Annotated in this window: 15 protein-coding genes and 2 pseudogenes; 2 read left to right on the top strand and 15 right to left on the bottom strand. The window is 50.8% G+C overall.

Going from position 1 to position 17,752, the window contains the following annotated elements; translation table 11 throughout:
• Positions 1-15: 15 nt before the first annotated feature.
• The 10 genes and pseudogenes from ACOQPU_RS09610 to ACOQPU_RS09655 form a co-directional block, all read right to left on the bottom strand.
• Complete coding sequence (locus ACOQPU_RS09610; protein ID WP_420644898.1) at positions 16-498, bottom strand: NADH-quinone oxidoreductase subunit B; 483 nt, start codon at positions 496-498, stop codon at positions 16-18.
• On the bottom strand, positions 489-866 hold the full coding sequence (locus tag ACOQPU_RS09615) for an NADH-quinone oxidoreductase subunit A (RefSeq protein WP_420644899.1): 378 nt from the start codon (positions 864-866) through the stop codon (positions 489-491). Before ACOQPU_RS09615 ends, ACOQPU_RS09610 begins: the two co-directional genes overlap by 10 nt.
• Before the next feature lie 262 nt (positions 867-1,128).
• Positions 1,129-1,938 (bottom strand): annotated as a pseudogene (gene rpoD, locus ACOQPU_RS09620) (RNA polymerase sigma factor RpoD); the annotation flags it as partial.
• Positions 1,939-2,427: 489 nt separating this feature from the next.
• Positions 2,428-2,826: pseudogene (locus ACOQPU_RS09625) on the bottom strand (sigma-70 factor domain-containing protein); the annotation flags it as partial.
• A gap of 107 nt (positions 2,827-2,933) precedes the next feature.
• The gene (dnaG, locus tag ACOQPU_RS09630; RefSeq protein ID WP_420644900.1) at positions 2,934-4,931 is read right to left on the bottom strand and encodes a DNA primase; all 1,998 of its coding nucleotides are present in this window, start codon (positions 4,929-4,931) and stop codon (positions 2,934-2,936) included.
• A 187-nt stretch (positions 4,932-5,118) separates the two neighbouring features.
• A complete protein-coding gene (locus tag ACOQPU_RS09635; protein ID WP_420644901.1) occupies positions 5,119-6,159 on the bottom strand; it encodes an anti-sigma factor domain-containing protein in 1,041 nt (346 codons plus the stop codon).
• 1 nt (position 6,160) lies between these two features.
• Entirely contained in the window at positions 6,161-6,739 is a 579-nt protein-coding gene (locus ACOQPU_RS09640) for an RNA polymerase sigma factor (protein ID WP_420644902.1), read from the bottom strand.
• A gap of 146 nt (positions 6,740-6,885) precedes the next feature.
• Positions 6,886-9,861, bottom strand: a complete 2,976-nt coding sequence (gene glyS / locus ACOQPU_RS09645) for a glycine--tRNA ligase subunit beta (protein WP_420644903.1) — start codon at positions 9,859-9,861, stop codon at positions 6,886-6,888.
• A gap of 241 nt (positions 9,862-10,102) precedes the next feature.
• Positions 10,103-10,885, bottom strand: a complete 783-nt coding sequence (gene recO / locus ACOQPU_RS09650; protein WP_420644904.1) for a DNA repair protein RecO — start codon at positions 10,883-10,885, stop codon at positions 10,103-10,105.
• A gap of 85 nt (positions 10,886-10,970) precedes the next feature.
• Positions 10,971-11,894 (bottom strand): protoglobin domain-containing protein, encoded by a 924-nt coding sequence (locus tag ACOQPU_RS09655; RefSeq protein ID WP_420644905.1) that lies wholly within the window; start codon positions 11,892-11,894, stop codon positions 10,971-10,973.
• Between the two features lie 229 nt (positions 11,895-12,123).
• Here ACOQPU_RS09655 and ACOQPU_RS09660 point away from each other — a divergent pair, with 229 nt between their 5' ends.
• Both ACOQPU_RS09660 and ACOQPU_RS09665 read left to right on the top strand, forming a co-directional pair.
• Complete coding sequence (locus ACOQPU_RS09660; protein ID WP_420644906.1) at positions 12,124-12,402, top strand: ubiquitin-like small modifier protein 1; 279 nt, start codon at positions 12,124-12,126, stop codon at positions 12,400-12,402.
• A gap of 3 nt (positions 12,403-12,405) precedes the next feature.
• A complete protein-coding gene (locus tag ACOQPU_RS09665; protein WP_420644907.1) occupies positions 12,406-12,663 on the top strand; it encodes a DUF1952 domain-containing protein in 258 nt (85 codons plus the stop codon).
• Positions 12,664-12,746: 83 nt separating this feature from the next.
• Here ACOQPU_RS09665 and ACOQPU_RS09670 read toward each other — a convergent pair whose 3' ends face one another.
• The 5 genes from ACOQPU_RS09670 to ACOQPU_RS09690 all read right to left on the bottom strand — a co-directional run bounded on the left by ACOQPU_RS09670 (position 12,747) and on the right by ACOQPU_RS09690 (position 17,730).
• Complete coding sequence (locus ACOQPU_RS09670; RefSeq protein ID WP_420644908.1) at positions 12,747-14,582, bottom strand: aldehyde ferredoxin oxidoreductase family protein; 1,836 nt, start codon at positions 14,580-14,582, stop codon at positions 12,747-12,749.
• 321 nt (positions 14,583-14,903) lie between these two features.
• Entirely contained in the window at positions 14,904-15,302 is a 399-nt protein-coding gene (locus ACOQPU_RS09675; RefSeq protein ID WP_420644909.1) for a cytidine deaminase, read from the bottom strand.
• A 3-nt stretch (positions 15,303-15,305) separates the two neighbouring features.
• A complete protein-coding gene (locus tag ACOQPU_RS09680; RefSeq protein ID WP_420644910.1) occupies positions 15,306-16,328 on the bottom strand; it encodes an NTP transferase domain-containing protein in 1,023 nt (340 codons plus the stop codon).
• 272 nt (positions 16,329-16,600) lie between these two features.
• Positions 16,601-17,365, bottom strand: a complete 765-nt coding sequence (locus ACOQPU_RS09685; RefSeq protein WP_420645808.1) for an IS630 family transposase — start codon at positions 17,363-17,365, stop codon at positions 16,601-16,603.
• Between the two features lie 47 nt (positions 17,366-17,412).
• On the bottom strand, positions 17,413-17,730 hold the full coding sequence (locus ACOQPU_RS09690; protein ID WP_420640548.1) for a helix-turn-helix domain-containing protein: 318 nt from the start codon (positions 17,728-17,730) through the stop codon (positions 17,413-17,415).
• Positions 17,731-17,752: the final 22 nt, after the last annotated feature.

A 17,752-nucleotide genomic window follows, 5' to 3' on the forward strand; every position in this document is an offset into this window, starting at 1 on the left:
AGTGATTCTCTGATTTTAAGCGTGGTCTGTGAGTTTTTCGCCACGAATTTTTTCGTGCAAAGTCATGAAGCCGTCAATGAGGGCCTCTGGGCGAGGCGGGCAACCTGCCACGTACACATCAACTGGTACAATTTCGTCTACACCTTGCACAATGGCGTAGTTGTTAAATATGCCACCACAAGATGCACAATCGCCCATAGCAATCACCCATTTAGGCTCTGGCATCTGGTCATAGAGGCGGCGAACGACAGGTGCCATCTTGCGCGATACGCGACCAGCCACAATCATTAAATCTGATTGGCGGGGGGAAGGACGGTTTAGCTCCATCCCAAAGCGGGAAGCATCATAGTGAGAGGCTTGTGAGGACATCATTTCGATGGCACAACAGGCTAAGCCAAAAAGCATAGGCCACATGGCATTGGTGCGCCCCCAATTGACCAAATCTTCTAAACGAAGGGTGATAACACCCATATCTCCAAGTTTTTGTTCTATTCCCATTCCAGTATTCCTTTCTTCCAAACCCAAACATCACCAAGGATGAATAGCAACATGAAGATACCCATGACAGCTAAGCCGTATAGGCCCAATTTGCGAAAGGTAACAGCCCAGGGCACGAGAAGAATAATATCAACATCAAATAGAATGAACAGAACCGCAATGCGGTAAAATTTTACGGGCAAGCGTCGTTGAGCCTCACCTATGGCAACAATACCAGATTCATAGGGAATCATTTTGCTGCGGGCATTTTCTTTTGGTTTAGGGCCTAAATTTAAGGACAATACCGGGAGCAATACCGCAAAAAAGAGGGCTATGCCAATAAGCACAGCGATGGGGAGGTATTCAACTAATACAGGATTATTTTCCATAAGGTAAGCTACTCATGCCTGGGTGATCTGTATCACAATTTTGAAAAATATTGGCTGAAAATACTTTGTAGCGATATGTTTTTTCTTCCCATTTGATCTATGTGCATTCTATCACAAGCGATATGGGGGAGCAACAAGGGGCAGGTGCAAGAAGGGGGAGAATAGCACCTTCATATGTTGATTATTTTGCGCAAATTTTAAGAAAAAGCCCAACGGCCGTTTCCAGCCATTGGGCTCTATTTTGGGGAAGATTACAGCAGGGTTAGCTCAAATAATCCCGTAAAGCCTTGCTTCGGCTGGGATGCCGCAATTTGCGTAATGCCTTGGCTTCGATTTGGCGAATACGCTCACGCGTGACGCCAAAGCTGCGACCCACCTCTTCCAAGGTATGGTCCTTGCCATCGTTCAGGCCGAAGCGCATTTCTAGCACCTCACGTTCGCGTTCGCTTAAGAAGCCAAGCACGTTGCGAATTTGCTCGCGGAGCAGCTCTTTAGAAGCAGCATCAACCGGCTCCTGGGCACTCTCATCAGGGATGAAATCGCCATATTCTGTAGAATCCTCGTTGCCCACAGGGGATTCTAACGACATCGGATCCATGGAGATGCGCTTGATGTCCCGAATTTTGGAGACAGCTTGCTTCCACTTCCGATTCAGCACCGGATCGATGGTTTGGTCATCTTTAATCGCTTGCTTGATCGCCTCCGACTCCTCTGGCGTCAGGTAATCGAGTTCTAGAGCCAGCTCTTCGTCGCTAGGCTCATGACCTAACTGCTGCACCAGGTCGCGCTGGAGCTTGACAATTTTGTTGATGGTTTCAAACATATGCACCGGAATGCGAATGGTGCGAGCCTGGTCGGCAATGGCACGGCTCACCGCCTGACGAATCCACCAGGTTGCATACGTACTGAATTTGTACCCTTTGGTATGGTCGAACTTCTCCACTGCGCGAAGCAACCCAACGTTCCCTTCCTGCACCAGATCGAGCAGGTGGATGCCACGTCCCATGTACCGTTTGGCCACAGAAACTACCAGACGCAGGTTCGCCCCGGTCAGGTTGACTTTGGCTTCTTCGGCCAACTCGTAAACCATAAATTCATTATATTTCAAGCCTACCATATCCTCAGACAACCATTCACGGAAAATGTCTGACGGGGGAAACTGGTTGTTGGCTTTGTATTCACCGGCTACGCGACGAGAAATATCGAGCGGTAAAAGGTAAACGGCCGTAAACATATGAAAACAAGATTGAGCCAAATCTGTCCAGGCGTCATCCTGCCCCCAGTTACCGTTGTTGAGATATTGACGCAGATAAGAGCGTTCCTGGGTACGCCAGCCTCGGCGAAGGTCACGTGCCTCTTCAATGAACGCCAAGACATCAATGCCCTCTACGCCTAGCACCCGGCGCGCTTCTTCAACCACTTGCCAATTTTCCAGCAAGTTGACGTAGTTTGCATTCATGGCCAGGAAATCGACTTCCTCTTCGGAATCTGCACCATCTTGGTTGACATCATTGTTCAGGCGATCCAGCACGGAAGCGGCTGTCAATTGAGTAGAAAGCCAAATCTCCTGATCGGCTGTGAGCAGTGGAACTTGCCCAATCTCTTTGAGGTACGTATGCACAGGATCGTCTTCAACGGTGCCGGTAAGGTAAGACGTCGTTTCTTCTTTGGCGTCCTCTTCGTCAGGGTCGCTAAGCAAGCGAGAAGATTCGCTGAAATCATCCAGCGTTTCCCCTTTGTCAGAGACGATACGAATGTTCAGTTTCTGCAAACGTGCGTATAGCCGCTCCGCCTGTTCCTCATCTGCTGAGGCGAGCAACGCTTGCACATCGGATTCATTAATTTCACGAGAGCGGCGGGCTTGTTTTACCAACGCTTCAATATCAATAACTTCTGCTTCGTTCTCGTCTTCATCTTCGATATTTTCTTCGAAATTATTATCTAATTGAGATAAATCCATTGCTTATATTCCTAACCCGATGGTTATTAAGGCTTTGCACACTTTGAGCGATGTGATTTTACTTTATGATATGAATCGGACACTGCTTATTGATGTTATTTGTGGCTTCAAAAACGGCCGTTCAACGCATCTTCTGCCCGGCGACGACTGGTGGCGGACATGGCATCTCTGGCTTTGTTGAGCTGCAAGACAGCTACAGGCAACTCGCGCAGCTGCTGCTGGTAAATAGCCAAAGCCTCACTGTCGCCTTCGCTTTGCGCCTCATGAAGCAAATGCTTTACCTCGCTCAACAACTGCCGCACCTTAGCCAGACGCCAATCCAGCACAGATAAGACAAGGGTATCGGAAATACGCTCAAGCTCAGTTTCTGGTGATTGGGGTAATGTCAGCAAGAACTTCAACCGATTTTGAAGCGTCTGTTCTAGACTATCCCACAATTCATCAATCGTGACAACCGGAGAAGCACCTATTAAATGGTACATTTGTCGCATGATGGCGCGGTCTTCTGCCAGCAGAAAATCGTCATCCATCACCTTCGTCTGGCCACACTCTTGCAACTTCTGGTTCACGCGCAATACCAGGTTGGGTAACCGAATTATTTGGTGCAAAAAATCTGCCTGGCGCATGTCGGTGGCAATGGGGCTGACGCCGCTGCGCCCTTTTTTGGGGACTGTTGCCCAGCCAGCATGACCTTTTTTGCCAGTTTGGATCGGTTTTGAGGTAGGAGCTGCCGTTTCTTCACGCCGTACGGTTCGCCGGGGCTTTTCTGGCAGACGAATTTGCCGCAACGCCCGCTCATCAATACGTAGCGTGCGTGCCAACTGTTGCCAATAGTGATCCCGTTCAATGGGGTCTTGAATGTCTTTAATGAGGGGGAGAACTTGTTGGGCAACGGCCGTTTTCGCCTTGGCATCATTCATATCCAACCCAGCGGTCGCTACAGAAATTACATACGCCACCACTGGCTTGGCCTGCGCCACCAGCTTGGGCCAATCCTCAGGATTTTCCTGAATGATGTTGTCTGGGTCTTTGCCTTCTGGCATAGTGATAACGCGAATATCTGCCTGTAGCCGCCCTTCATGATGAACAAGGCCGCGTGCATCAAACTTTACTTCTACATCGCGGTCCAGGGTCTCGCGCGCCACCTGCAAACTGCGCAGCGTCGCCTGGGCACCGGCAGCGTCGGCATCCAGCGCCAGTACAAACTGCTTGGTGTACCGCTTTAGCAAGCGCAGCTGCTGTTCCGTCAATGCGGTCCCCATCTGAGCTACAATATTACGAAAGCCCGCCTGCCACCCTTGCATCACGTCCATGTACCCTTCGACAATCACCGCCTGTCGCGCTTCCCGAATGCCGCGCTTGGCACCATCTAGCCCATAAAGCAGATGGCTTTTGTCGAAGAGGGCTGTTTGCGGTGAATTAAGGTATTTGGGAATGCCGTCTTTTTCCAATGTGCGTGCGCCGAAACCGACGATACGGCCGTCTACATCCCGAATAGGTATCATTAGGCGGTTGCGAAAGCGGTCGTACTTGGTACCTTTGTCTGGATTTTCTGTGAGCAAACCCGCCGCCAGCAGCTCTTGGTCGCTGTATCCCTGCATGTTAAAGTGAGAGCGACAGGCATCCCAGGAGTCTAAGGCAAAGCCCAGCGCAAAGTGGGCAATTGTTTCCTCATTCAGACTGCGCCGCGCCACATATTGCCGGGCACCTTCTGCTTGGGGTGCATGCAAAAAGAGCTGATGAAAATAATCCGAAGCCGCCTGGAGCAGGCCTGCTTGCTTGTTTTGCGCTTTTTGCTTTTCTTTGTTGACTGGTTTGGCTTCTTCCAGGGTTACGCCTGCCCGCTGAGCCATGTTTTTCAATGCTTCTTTGAACTCCCATCCTTCTTTCTTCATCACGAAAGAAAACAGGTCGCCACCTTCGGCACAGGCACCAAAGCAGCGCCACGTTTGGGTTTCTGGGAAGACAAAAAAGGCAGGGGTACGGGTGTTTTGGTGGAAGGGGCAAAAGCCAGCGTAATTTCGCCCTGAGCGGCGCAAAGAAACGCTCTCAGAAACAATATCTACCAGATCAAGCCGACTTTTAATTTCTTCAGTAACAGTCATTGGTCAAGGACAAATCCACATTAGACAACTGACGTAAATTATACCGTAGACCTTACAAATGTTCTAAAAGTTAAGGGGAAACGGCCGTATTCGCTGAGCAACGTTTCATAATAATAGCCAGAAGCAAAAAAGAGGCAGCTTGCCCCGCAAGCCACCTCTTTCACTTATTCAACAAGGTCCCAACAAATCAATTAATGATACTACCTAACAAAACAATATCCCCTGTGCGCTGTACGCTGCCGCCTTCTGGTTCAATAGAAACGCCGATAGAGTCAAAAGATTGCAGTGGCTCAGTCGAATTAACTAACAATACGCCCTCTCCATCTGTGTCCACGCGGAAGGTTTCGGCCGTTTCATGTTCCGTACCGCGAATAAGCAATACCTGATAGACAGAATTTTCTGGCAAAGCTGGCATTCCATCTACGATAAGCAAGGCTGTATTCGTTTCAGGATCGATCACAATTTGAGCAGATGCTTCTGGCTGATTTTCTGTACCTGGCAGGGTCACAGCATAAATTGAAGAGGAGTCAAACGGCCGATCCGCCAACGCATTGGTCAGTTCATTTTCCAGAGCCGCACTGTACGCTTGCAATTCTTCCAGATCAACAGCTATTTGATTCATCTCAATTTCTAACGTGTTGTTGGTAGCAATCAGTTCAGTATTATTTTGGGCCAGATCGTCAATTTGCTGATCCAGTGCCTGATTGGCAGCTTGTAATTCAGCTACACGCGCGGTGAGGCTGAGGTTTTCGCTATTCAAGGCATCGAAATCGGTGCGGAGGGTGTTGTTCTCTGAGGTAAGCTGCTGTACGTCCTGGTTCAGTCCATCTATCTGCCGACTAAGCGATAAGCCCCAAATGAGCAGGAAGACGGCCGTTCCTAAAGTAACGGCCGTTACCACTGGGTTGCTAAAAAAGGCGCGTACACTATCCCAAAAAGTGGGTTTTGGGGGAGCAACGCGTTTGGGAGAAACGGCCGTTTGCCGCTGAGGTGCTTCATGTATGGCCACATCCGCCTCAATGCGGGCAAACAAAGCCGCCTCCGCCTCTGGCGATGGCTCGAGCGGGGGTGCCGTATAGGGCAGCAAGGCGGCCGAAGCATAGGCCTCTTCCAGCATGGCCGCAGCCTGTGGGTTTTCGGCAATGTACGCTTCTACCTCAGCTTCTTCTTCGGGCGATAATCCGCCCAAAGCATAAACAGCGAGCAGCTCCTCAATTTGCTCGTTCATTTTATTCCTCAAACCCTTGTGCCTCTAGAGCACGCTTTAATTTATCCAACGCCAGGCGGGCGCGCGTATTGATCGTGCCAAAGGGGATATTGTGTTCTTCGGAGATTTGGCGCCGCGTTTTGCCCTGAAAATATATCCACTCGACCACGTTACGCTGCTCCTCTGGCAGCGAAGTCATGGCCAGGTGAACCTGTTCATGCCGGAAAATCATCATGGCAGCATCGGCGACATTGTGATCAGCCTTGAACTGCGCACTAGACTCTACCAGTTCGTGGTGCATATCAGGCAACGCCTGCATTTTGATTTTTTGCCCCCGCCGTACAATGTCAATTGACAAGTTGCGCGCAATCCCAAACATCCAATTGGGAAACGACCCCCGCTTTGTGCTAAATGAAGCTGCATTGTGCCAGATGCGCCAAAACGTTTCCTGCATCACCTCTTCGGCCGCTGCCTTGTCTCCTAAAATCTTATACGATAACCCTAAGACCGAACGCTTGTACCGCTCGTAGAGTACCTTGTAAGCAGCAACATCTTGCTTCATTACAAGTGCCATTAACTGCTCGTCACTATATTCATTCATATTTACAAATATGACTGCCTGATTTAGCCTAACCGAATATGAAAATGGCCTTGGGTCACAACGGCCGTCTATAAACCAATAGTGCTTTAATCAGTATCCTTAACTACGGATAAGAACCCAGTTTGTACCTGTCCAATTCAACTTTACTAAAACCCTTCCAACTCAGACAAATCAGCCAGACCATTGGCTAGAGCCGCAATATGCTGCAACAGTGCCAGACGATTTTTACGCACGGCCGTATCCTCGTCCATCACCAGCACATCATCAAAAAAGTGGGTAATCGCTGGCTTCAGGTCACGTAGCGTGGCGACGAAGGTGGGCATCGTGCCGTCCTGCTGGGCGGCGGCTTGTTGGTAGGCGGCAAGTAGCTGCTGCTCGGCAGGCAAAGCAAACGCATCGGGACGCAAGGTGAAGGTTTCGCTTTGGCTGCGGGTGATGCGCACGCAGCGGGCGTAGGCGTCCAGCAACTCTGGCCACTCCTCAGCTTCAATTGCTTGGCTTAAAGAGGTCGCCACGCAGGAAGCGGTAAATGGATCGTGACCTAATTCTGCCAAAACCGCCTTCACCACAAAAGCGGAGTGACCTAAATCGCGCAAGACGCCTTCGAGACGGCCGTTTACAAATCCCATCACCTTTTGCAAAATCCCATCATCACACGGCACTGGCAGCAGCTCGGCAGCGGCGGCAAAGGCAGCTCGCAAATCAAATGGCTGCTCGTGGGCAATCAAATTTTCGATAAGGTGCAGCGCAGCTCGGCGCAGGGCAAAGGGATCGTTAGAACCCTTGGGAGCGAGTCCGGCGGCAAACAACCCCGCCAAACTGTCCAGTCGATCCGCCAAGGCAAGGGTCATGCCTGCCCCACTGCTGCTAACGGCACTGTACTGCCCCGCAATCGCTTCGGCGATGGCAGCACTTTCGCCGCTGCGCTGGGCGTAATGGCCGCCCATGATGCCCTGCAAGGAGGTCATCTCGACTACCATGTTGGTTGCTAAATCTGCTTTGGAAAGGGCGGCGGCGCGAACGGCCGTTGCCGTTTCAGCCTCGTTCAAATTGAGCATTTTGGCAATCGTGGGCGTGAGCTTCTCCAGTCGGTGAACTTTATCCAGCATGGAACCCAGCTTGGCCTGGAAGGTGAGCGTAGCCAGATCAGGCAAGAAGTCGGCCAGTTGCCGCTGACTGTCCTGGTTATAGAAAAACTCGGCATCGGCAAAGCGGGCTTTGAGTACGTGCTCGTTGCCGTTCACCACAAAATTCAGGTGCTTCTCATCCCCGTTACGCACGGCAATGAAGTAGGGCAGCAGTTGACTCTTGGCATCGTAGACGGGGAAGTACCGCTGGTGCTTGCGCATCACAGCCACCAACACCTCCGCAGGCAGGGCCAAGAAACGCTTGCTGAACCGACCGCGCAGTGGCGTCGGTTTTTCTACCAGATTGGTCACTTCGTCCAGCAGTGCCGCATCTTCGGGGATGGTACCGCCCATTTCGGCTGCCAGCTTGCTAGAGACGGCCGTAATTTGCTCTCGCCGTTTTTGCTTGTTAATAACGATGCTGTTCATCCGCATGATGCCGCCGTAGTTGCGGGCGTCGTTGATGATAATTTCGGGGGAGTCGTACGGCCGTAACCCCCGGCTGGTGCGCCCACTGGCGATGCCAGCATAGCTAAATGGAATCACATCTGGACCAAATAGAGCCACAATCCAGCGCAGCGGGCGGCTATAGCTGATGTTGGTCTGGTTCCAGCGCATGCTGCGCTCAAACTTAATTCCGGCAATGAGATCGGGCAGCAGTTCAGCCAAAACAGCCGCTGCGGGACGGCCGTCTTCACGCACCACCGCCGAAACATACCGCTTGTCACCTTCTTCCACAATTTGCAAATCGGCAACGTCCACACCCTTGCCTCGCGCAAAACCGATGGCGGCTTTGGTGGGTTTGCCGTCGGCATCAAAGGCGCGGTCGGCAGGCGGTCCTTTCGCCACCGATTCCAAATCTGGCTGACGGCCAATAAGGCCATGCACCTGCACCGCCAAGCGGCGCGGCGTGCCGTCAATTTCAATTCGATCATAGGTCAGGCGCGCATTTTTGAGGAGTTCAGGTACGTCCGTTTGCAACTGCTTCACCGCAGCATCCAGATCAGAAACCGGCAGTTCTTCGCTACCAATTTCCAGCAAAAACGTCTGCGGCGTCTCTGATTGGGCAAACTGGAATGTTTGGGGGCGACTGAGGGAAACGGCCGTTTCCTGTGGCTCTTTCAGCAGTGGATGACCAAGCTCCTCCCGTTGGGCTACGTATAGTTCAGACACCTTGCGTGCCAAGCCGCGCATCCGGCGGAAGTAGTTGGCTCGTTCGGTCACGCCCACCGCGCCCCGCGTATCCAAAATGTTGAACAGGTGGGAGCATTTCAGGTTGTAATCATGCGCCGGAATGACCAAACTGGCTTCGATGCACCGCTTGGCCTCACTTTCGTAAGTATCATACACTTGGCGAATGCTGTTCACATCAGCCACTTCAAAATAGTAGCGGCAATGTTCAATTTCGCTTTGCAGCAGCACATTTTCGTAGCTGATGCCCGCACCGTAAGCCATCTCCCAGACGCTTTCCACACCCTGCAACGCCAGGGTGATACGGTCTAACCCGTAGGTAATCTCCACGGAAACTGGCTCAAGGGTGATGCCACCCGCCTGTTGAAAGTAGGTAAACTGGGTGATCTCCTGGCCGTCGAGCCAAACTTCCCAACCCAGCCCCCAGGCACCCAAAGCCGGGCTTTCCCAGTTGTCTTCCACAAAGCGAATATCGTGGCGGCGGGGGTCGATGCCAATCGCTTCTAAACTTTTCAGATACAGCTCTTGCGGATTGCCCGGATCGGGCTTGAGGATGACCTGAAGTTGGTGGTGCATCTGCATTCGGTTGGGATTATCCCCGAAACGGCCGTCATCTGGCCGAATGCTGGGTTCCACATACACCACATTCCACGGCTCCGGCCCCAGCACCCGCAGCACTGATGCGGGATTCATCGTCCCCGCCCCAATTTGAACATTGTACGGTTGCTTCACCAAGCAACCTTGCTGCTTCCAGTAATCTAACAACCTTAAAATAATATCTTGAAAACTAAGCGTTTCGCGCATGCACACCTTTTTAAGCCACAGAGGTCAGAGAGGTTTTCAGAGAAGAAGCCATCTTCTTCATGATTGATCTGTCGCTTTTTGCAATAATTTCATAACTCGAATGAACAGCCGACGATTATAGCATGGGGCCAAAACGCTGGCATCTTACCTGAAATGTAATCACGAATTTAACGAATAGTCGAATATCACGAATTTTTTATTCGTTTCATTCGCAAAACTCGTATCATTTGTGATTAAGTTTTTACTCTGGAGGCAAAAGGAGGGCTGCTTCGCGGCGGAGGCGGTGGAGGAATTCGACGGATTTGAGGTTGCGTTCGAGAACGTAGGTAATGTAAAAGTGCATTACGTTTTCAAGCTCGGTGTGGACAGTGCGCTTGAGGCGCAGGGCGTGGACAGTGTTCCACGGCCGTGTTTGCAGATAGCGAAGAACTTTGATAGCAACGGCCGTTACCGGCATCGCCCGCCGATCCTTATCACGACACTCCGGGCACAGCACCCCACCCAACTCTCCGCTAAAAAATTGATCCTGCTCTTCGATGGCCTCACCACAGGCTACGCAGTGGAATAATTGCGGCCGAAACCCAGCCAATCCCAACAAGCGCAACTCATAAAAACGGGCAATTAGCAGAACATCGTCGTGGTTGGTGAGCCAGCCAAGGGCATCAGCCAGCAGTTGGTAGAGGCCACTGTGCTTGTCCTCCTCCACCGTGAAGCGATCCAGCAACTCCACCAAGTAAGCGGCATAGGTCGTCAGAATGAGGTCATCACGCAGGGCGGTGTACGGCTCCACCATTTCCGCCTGAGTCAGAATTGCAAGATCGCGCCCAGTGGCAAACAAAAAGTTGGAGCGCATGAACTGCTCCACATGCCCTGTTTTGCGACTTTGCGGCTTGCGTGCGCCTTTAGCCACCGCCTTGATCTTGCCAAAGTCGCGGGTGTAAAGAGTAAGCAGGCGGTCTGCTTCGCCAAAGTCGGTGCGGCGCAGCACAATCGCTTCGCTACGGAAAGTACGTTCTCTCACCATGCAGGTAGTTTATCAGAAAGCGTCTAGTTGGGTGAGTAGTTGGATGATACGGACTGTGAATCAAGGCAAAGCGCATCATGCGAGGCTAACGGCCTGGTGGGAAAATGCTAACGGTGTCACCTGGTTTGATCATTTGATTGGGGCCGTCTTCAAAGCTGATGTTACGGCCGTTTAACAACACCCGCCACCCCTTCTTGGCCCAGTAGCGCTTCTCCAGAACCAACCAGGGGCGTCCCTGTTCATCTAACCGATCTTTGTCTAGCCATTCCACAGCTAACACGTCGGGGCGCATCTGAGGGAAATAGTTAAAGAAGCGCACCAGCAACGTCTCTGCCCGGCTGTCCTGCGGCAAATGCATCGTCATCTTTTGCCGTCCCGTATAGTTACGCACCCGGCCAAAAAAAGAGAGCTCAACTGGAAAATCGCCATCGTCCCAGGCGCGGGCAGTTTCGTAACCCAGCAACATTAGGTGCAGGTGCAGGTTAAGCAACTTGTTCCAGCTAGCCAGGGCAGTCGGCACGATGGGGTTGCCAGGCATTTCCTCCAGCAAAAAGCGGGCAAAGGTGGCGTTCACCAAACTAATGGAGCCCGTAACGTACATTTGAGGCACGTGAATCTGGCGTGGGCCGTGCGCGGCATGAATCTGCCCGGCACGAAACAGATAGTGGGCAAAATCGTGGCTCAGGTCCAGCCCCAGCGTGCGGGCCAGCCAGACAGTGAAAAAGCGGCGGCGTTCGGCTAAATGCTCGGCATCAGCCCCTTTTTCCCACCCCAGGATAACGGCCGTATCATGATGGTTGAGCAGATAATCATACGTGCCCACCACCAGCTCATGGCCACGCCTAAACAGTGGCTCTACGGTGGCCAGCATCGCCTCAAAATCTGGCTTACCTAGACCCAAAAAACTTTGCAGCCGATCCCACTCTTCTTCTGGTGCTGGGGCCAGACCAGACAACTGCCAGGTATCGTATTTTGCTATTTGGCCATTAATAGTCGCAAATGATTCCATTTGATTTTCCTCTTGGAGAACTTGCCTAATTTCCGTGTAAAAGCGGGAAAACAATCAGAAATATGTTGAGCCGTTTCTTCCGCTTTTACTTGAGCAAACCACAGAGAAACCTAGCTTTGATTTTCCAAGAACTTTCTGTGGTTTGCTACATTATCTTAGCATGAAAACTGTAAACGCGGCATTTTGTGGTAAGATTTGAAGCAGCAACCCAATCTGGAGAGTAAACATCATGAAAGTTCATTTTTTCGCCACGCTGCGCCAAATTGTTGGCCAAAAAACAGTTGAATTTGACTTACCAGAAAACAGTTCTGTCCAGGATTTTGTGGAAATTGTTGTTACCCGATACCCACCCATGCGCAAAGAGCTGCTGGATGAACACGGGAATCTTTACCGACACGTTCATGTTTTTGTAAACGGCCGTGACGCCCCGTTTCTGGAACACGGCATGGAAACCATCATTAAACCAGAAGATACATTAAACATTTTCCCTGCTGTGGGGGGAGGCTAAACGATGTACCAAGAGTCGAGGCAAATTCGGGGCATTCCCCTGTGGTTGTTGCGTGAATATTTAGAAGAGTTGGGGGGAACGGCCGTTAGCGAAACCCGCGTCGAAGGTGAAGGCTGGACAATTACCCTGGCCAAAATGGAACCATTTGCCATCGGTTCCTTGCGCGTCGGCCAAGTGATGATGGAAATTGAGGGGGAAGACGAGGTCATCGCCCGCCTAAACCCGGAGCTGGAAAAGAAAACAATGCGCGCTGGCGCATAAAAAACAAAAAAGGCAGTTGAGTAATTTTGCCAATTACCCAACTACCTATCTTTCCTCTTACAAAATCTTACAGAATTACCTTATTACAGAATCGCCAGCTCTTTTAGCTTACCTTCTGGCACGACACCATTTTCCCAACCGCGTGCTGTGTAATACTCATCCAGCATCAAATCCAGCTCACAGACATGACCTTCAGAACCAGGATTGGTGGAGGGTTCCTCAGTAAAACGCTTCGGCAGGTAGTCACTGCCCTCACCAAGGCCAGCCAGGTTGTTGTAGTAACGCTCAAGATTATAGATACGCTCACCCGTTAGCAACACGTCGTCGGCCGTAAATTCATCAATACCCACAAAAGCAGCATACTGCTGAGCGTATTCATCCGCACCCATAGCAAAAGCACTAAATTTACACAAATCCAGGCTGTCGGAGAAAGCGTGGATATCCTGGAAGATTTTCACCAACTCACCTTTACCTTTCCACTCCAGCGGGTCTACACTGAGCGATTGGAAAGGCATGATGTTTAGCTCGGCCGCTGGCGTATAGGCCCGCAGATGGCAAGCGCCCCGATTGCTGGTGGCGTAAGCAATGCCCATCCCCTTCAATCCACGCGGGTCGTAAGCAGGAATGCCTTGTCCTTTCACCGACATGGCAATTTCCGGGTGTCCAAAATGGTTAGCAACGGCATCCACGCCATCAGCCAACACATCCCCAACACCTTCCCGATGAGCAACCTTCTCAATGGTGGCAACCATAGACATGTAATCGCCCTCAGCTAAACCACCATCACCATTGGTCCATCCTTTGGTGGTGGCTTCAATGTAGGTGGCCAGCACATCACCAATTTCAATGGCATCCATGCCAAAGTCGTTCGCCTGATCAATCATCTTGGCAACGGAGTTGATATTGTCGTTGCCGCAATTTGCACCTAAAGCCCAAGCCGGTTCGTACTCAACGCTTTCCATTTGTAGCCCGGCAAACTCACCTTCGGTAATTTTTACTTCTTTCTTACAGGCAACAGGGCAAGCGTGGCAGGTGGGGTCATTCACCAAAATATTGTCATTAACGTACTCGCCACTAAGCAGTTCCGCCCTTTCACCAAAGGAAGTGGTACGGCCGTTCAGCGTTGGCAACGCACCCATCGTATTGGTAATGTTCATCAAGACATTCGTGCCATAAACAGACAAACCGCCTTTCTTGGGGCTGGTAATGTTGGCCTCATCCATAATTGAGGACAAAGCACGGGAGTGAGCAGGTTTCCAATTCTCCCTGCTGGCAGGTTTTGGCATCTTCTTCTTGGCCTTAATGACAACGGCCTTCAGGTTTTTGCTGCCGCCCACACAACCGGTACCACCACGTCCGCTGGCCCGGTCATCCTCATTTACCCAACAAGCATACTTCACCAGGTTTTCGCCCGCCTGGCCAATAGCCATGACGGTTAAATCCTTTCTGCCATACTCTTTCTGGAAGGTTTTGATGGTCTCGTGAATACCCTTGCCCCACACGTGTGAAGCATCACGCAACTCAATAGTATTGCTCTCTTCCTCAATATAGAGATATTTAGGCGAATCGGCTTTCCCCTTAAAGATGAGTCCATCATACCCGGACCAGCGCAAGCGGGCAGCCGACCAACCGCCATGATGGCTGTCTGTGACGGTGCCAGTGAGTGGGGATTTGGTGACGATTGCCATACGGCCGCTCATATTTGCGGCCGTTCCAGTAAGGGGACCGTTCATAAAGCAAAGCCAGTTATCTGGCGAGATGGGATCAACCGTGGGGCCTGCTTCGAGCATATAGCGCACGCCCAGGCCACGAGCGCCAATATATTTGAGTGCCCAATCTTCCGGTATCGGCTGAACATCGACCTGGCCGTTGGTCATATCGACATGCGCGATGCGGTTTGCGTATCCTTTGAGATTCATATGTTTTCTCCATTTGGGTTGCTATTGCCTAAAAGCAATAGACACTGCTTTGGCTGATCAAATTAAAATATTGAGGATGTTTAGAGACAACAAGTAGCTGTCAGGCTGCTGTTGGGAAAAGACAAGCCAGGGCGATAAGGGGGATTGAAAATTATCAAAACAAGGTCAGCCACCTCCTTGTTATGCAACCACAGAAAGCAGTTTGAAAACCAAAGGGTACTTTTTCTGTGGGTTACACATCTGCATAAAGTGTACTGAAACTCTTTTGAATCCGCAATAAGATTGTGCCTGCGGCAGGATTCTTTCACATTGGTTCCCAAATCACTCCAAATGCTCTGGCCCAAAATGATCGGGGAGGAGGGCGTAGAGGGTGGTGTCACGGCCGTTTCCCGACCCATCCACCAAATAAACCGGCACATCTCCAGAAAACTCCGTGAGCACCTGACGGCAGGCGCCACAGGGAGAACCAGCGTTGTCGGTAGCCACAGCCACCGCAAAAATTCTGCGATATCCTTCAGAGATTGCTTTGAAAACGGCCGTTCGTTCTGCACAGTTAGACAGGCCATAGGAAGCATTTTCTACATTAACGCCCGTCACAATGCTGCCATCTTCCAACAACAGGGCCGCCCCCACCGGGTAATTTGAGTAAGGAGCATACGCCTGAGCTCGCACCGCAATTGCGGCCTCGATTAAGGCCATACGTTGTTCATCTGTAACCATCGTTCACTCCTTCACAACTGAAAACGGCGGTAAGATCGTTCCCGATGACACCGTCACGCCCTGCACCACTGACTGTTCGATGTAGCACGCATCACCAACGGCCGTATCCCGCAAAATGGTATTGGGGCCGATGACACAATCCTGGCCAACGGCCGTTTGCCCCTGTAAATAGCTATTCGGCCAAATAATCGTATCCTGCCCAATGGTCACGTCCGGGTCGATGTAGGTGCTGTTTGGGTCTACAATCGTCACGCCCTGTGCCAGCCAACGGTTGTTGGCTCGCCGACGAAATGCTTTTTCCACCGCCACCATTTCAGCGCGGGTACCGGCTCCCAGGCATTCATCCGCATCTTCAGTAACAATGGCCTCAACCCCTCGATTTTGCTGCACCGCCAGCTCAATCATATCGGTGAGGTAATATTCTGACCCACTGCGGGCTTGCCGCAATGGCAGGTTGCCGATGTTGTCCCATAGCCAGTCGGCAGCAAAGCAATACACGCCGACGTTTTGTTCAGGGATGGCTAGCAGTTCAGCGGCATTGGGCCGTTTTTTAGCTTGGGCCACTTCCAAAATTTCGGTGACACGGCCGTTTTCATCCCGCACCACCCGGCCAAACGTCGATTCTGGGTTCCCCAGCACGCTGAGCATTGCCACAGTAGCGTCGGCCTTCTGCTGCAAATCAGCCAACTGTTGCAGCGTCGCGGCCTGCAAAAGGGGCATATCGGCATACGTTACGATGACCTGCTCTGCCTGCCCCGCCAGGAGTGGTTTGGCCATTTGTGTAGCGTGGCCAGTGCCCAGCAACTCGTGCTGCACCGCATACTGCGCTCGGTCACCAAACAACTGTTTCACACCGTCCCCTCCCTTACCAATAATGAGAACTGGGGGACTGGAAGTGAGAGAAACGGCCGTGTCAAACAAATGTTGCACCATCGGCTTCCCCCCCACCTCATGCAAAATCTTTTGCTTTTTAGATAACATGCGGCTGCCGTGCCCGGCCGCCAAAATTACAATTGCTAAGGTCATGATTTATTTTTGAATACGCCAAGAATCCTGATAAGTTTTCCGCTTGTGGCAGTTTGCACACAAAACAACGCATTTCTCAATTTCTTGTCGAACAATCTTCAAAGAATATCCATCCCGCATTAGCTTGGTTACCTCCGCTCTTTTTTCACCTCTTACATGATCAAATTCAAGTACGGCAGGGTCACTTTCTCCACATCTAGTGCAGGGATGACATAAAAGATATTCCCAAATATAAGCACGGGCAATTTCAATACACCGTTAAATAAGAAGTATTAAGCTTTCTTGAATTTAGAATTTGCCTCATTAACAACCGAATAACGAGCATTTAGCTTTTTGCGGCAATCTTTGATGGAAAACTGCCAATTAATTTTGATGCGTTTTTGCGTTCGCTCAGTGATCAATGCCATCACTTCCGATTCTAGTTTCTCAATGGTCGGAATCCGACGATTAAGACAAAGACGCGTCAGTGCTGAAAACTCAATTTCAATCATGTTTAGCCAACTGGCCGATTTCGGCGTGAAATTGAATTCAAATCGTTGCGCTAAAGCAAACGCCTTGTCTGCAGGCAAGTTTTCGTAAAAAGCACTCTCATCATGTGTGTTCAGATTGTCCAAGACCAGACGAATCTTGATCGCATCTGGATAAGCGGCTGCTAAGGCTTGGCAAAACAGGGTGAACTCCTTTTTGGTACGCTGGCGATGCACTTGCGCCAAGCGGTTGCCAGTCAATGGTTCAATGGCAGCTAAGAGCGCACAGGAACCATTTTTTTCGTAGGCATAATGTTCTTTACGCACCTTGCCATTCTGCATAGCAATGGGTTGCATCACATCATCAATGAGAAAACAGGGTCGTTCATCAAAGCAGACAACCGGGTAAAGCGGATTGTAAGGCAAGGCATAAAGCCAAAGAATGCGCTCCATTTTGGCAATAAACCGACTGGTTATCTTGCCAATTACCCAATATCGTTTCAGGTGCGGTTTGAGTTCGTTTTTTTGAGAATGAGTCGCACTTCCCCATAGGAAATGGTCTCGACTAATTCCAACTCGATGGCTTTGTCAGCTAATAGCCGCAATGACCATTTCTCCTATCCTGCTGGCGGGTCAGAGCAAGCCAATGCTGTGATCTTGGCTCGTTGCAGTCCGTCAATGACGGTTGGGCGGCCTGGCCTTGGTTTGTCGGTTAAGACAGCCAACCCTGAATCCTGATATTTTTTGGCCCAGGTTGATACGGTTTGGATAACGACACCAACGATGGCTGCAACTTCTGTAAAGGTTCGACCTCGATCTAATTCGATGAGGGCGGTTGCTCGTTTAAAGGTTTTGGCGGGTAAACTGCCTTTCTTGATCAAGTTTTGCAAATAAGCTCGATCTGCTTCACTGAGGGTAACATGTTCTTTTTTCATCCTTCCAGCTTATCGAACTATT

This window comes from Candidatus Leptofilum sp., from assembly GCF_965223285.1.
In the GTDB taxonomy this organism is placed as follows: domain Bacteria; phylum Chloroflexota; class Anaerolineae; order Promineifilales; family Promineifilaceae; genus Leptofilum.

Excerpts from the sequence above, each read along its gene's own strand:
- ACOQPU_RS09615 (WP_420644899.1), bottom strand. The coding sequence starts at position 866 with ATGGAAAATAATCCTGTATTAGTTGAATACCTCCCCATCGCTGTGCTT.
- ACOQPU_RS09690 (WP_420640548.1), bottom strand. The coding sequence starts at position 17,730 with ATGAAAAAAGAACATGTTACCCTCAGTGAAGCAGATCGAGCTTATTTG.
- ACOQPU_RS09660 (WP_420644906.1), top strand. The coding sequence starts at position 12,124 with ATGAAAGTTCATTTTTTCGCCACGCTGCGCCAAATTGTTGGCCAAAAA.
- recO (WP_420644904.1), bottom strand. The coding sequence starts at position 10,885 with ATGGTGAGAGAACGTACTTTCCGTAGCGAAGCGATTGTGCTGCGCCGC.
- dnaG (WP_420644900.1), bottom strand. The coding sequence starts at position 4,931 with ATGACTGTTACTGAAGAAATTAAAAGTCGGCTTGATCTGGTAGATATT.
- glyS (WP_420644903.1), bottom strand. The coding sequence starts at position 9,861 with ATGCGCGAAACGCTTAGTTTTCAAGATATTATTTTAAGGTTGTTAGAT.
- ACOQPU_RS09675 (WP_420644909.1), bottom strand. The coding sequence starts at position 15,302 with ATGGTTACAGATGAACAACGTATGGCCTTAATCGAGGCCGCAATTGCG.
- ACOQPU_RS09680 (WP_420644910.1), bottom strand. The coding sequence starts at position 16,328 with ATGACCTTAGCAATTGTAATTTTGGCGGCCGGGCACGGCAGCCGCATG.
- ACOQPU_RS09665 (WP_420644907.1), top strand. The coding sequence starts at position 12,406 with ATGTACCAAGAGTCGAGGCAAATTCGGGGCATTCCCCTGTGGTTGTTG.
- ACOQPU_RS09640 (WP_420644902.1), bottom strand. The coding sequence starts at position 6,739 with ATGAATGAATATAGTGACGAGCAGTTAATGGCACTTGTAATGAAGCAA.
- ACOQPU_RS09655 (WP_420644905.1), bottom strand. The coding sequence starts at position 11,894 with ATGGAATCATTTGCGACTATTAATGGCCAAATAGCAAAATACGATACC.
- ACOQPU_RS09670 (WP_420644908.1), bottom strand. The coding sequence starts at position 14,582 with ATGAATCTCAAAGGATACGCAAACCGCATCGCGCATGTCGATATGACC.
- ACOQPU_RS09635 (WP_420644901.1), bottom strand. The coding sequence starts at position 6,159 with ATGAACGAGCAAATTGAGGAGCTGCTCGCTGTTTATGCTTTGGGCGGA.
- ACOQPU_RS09610 (WP_420644898.1), bottom strand. The coding sequence starts at position 498 with ATGGGAATAGAACAAAAACTTGGAGATATGGGTGTTATCACCCTTCGT.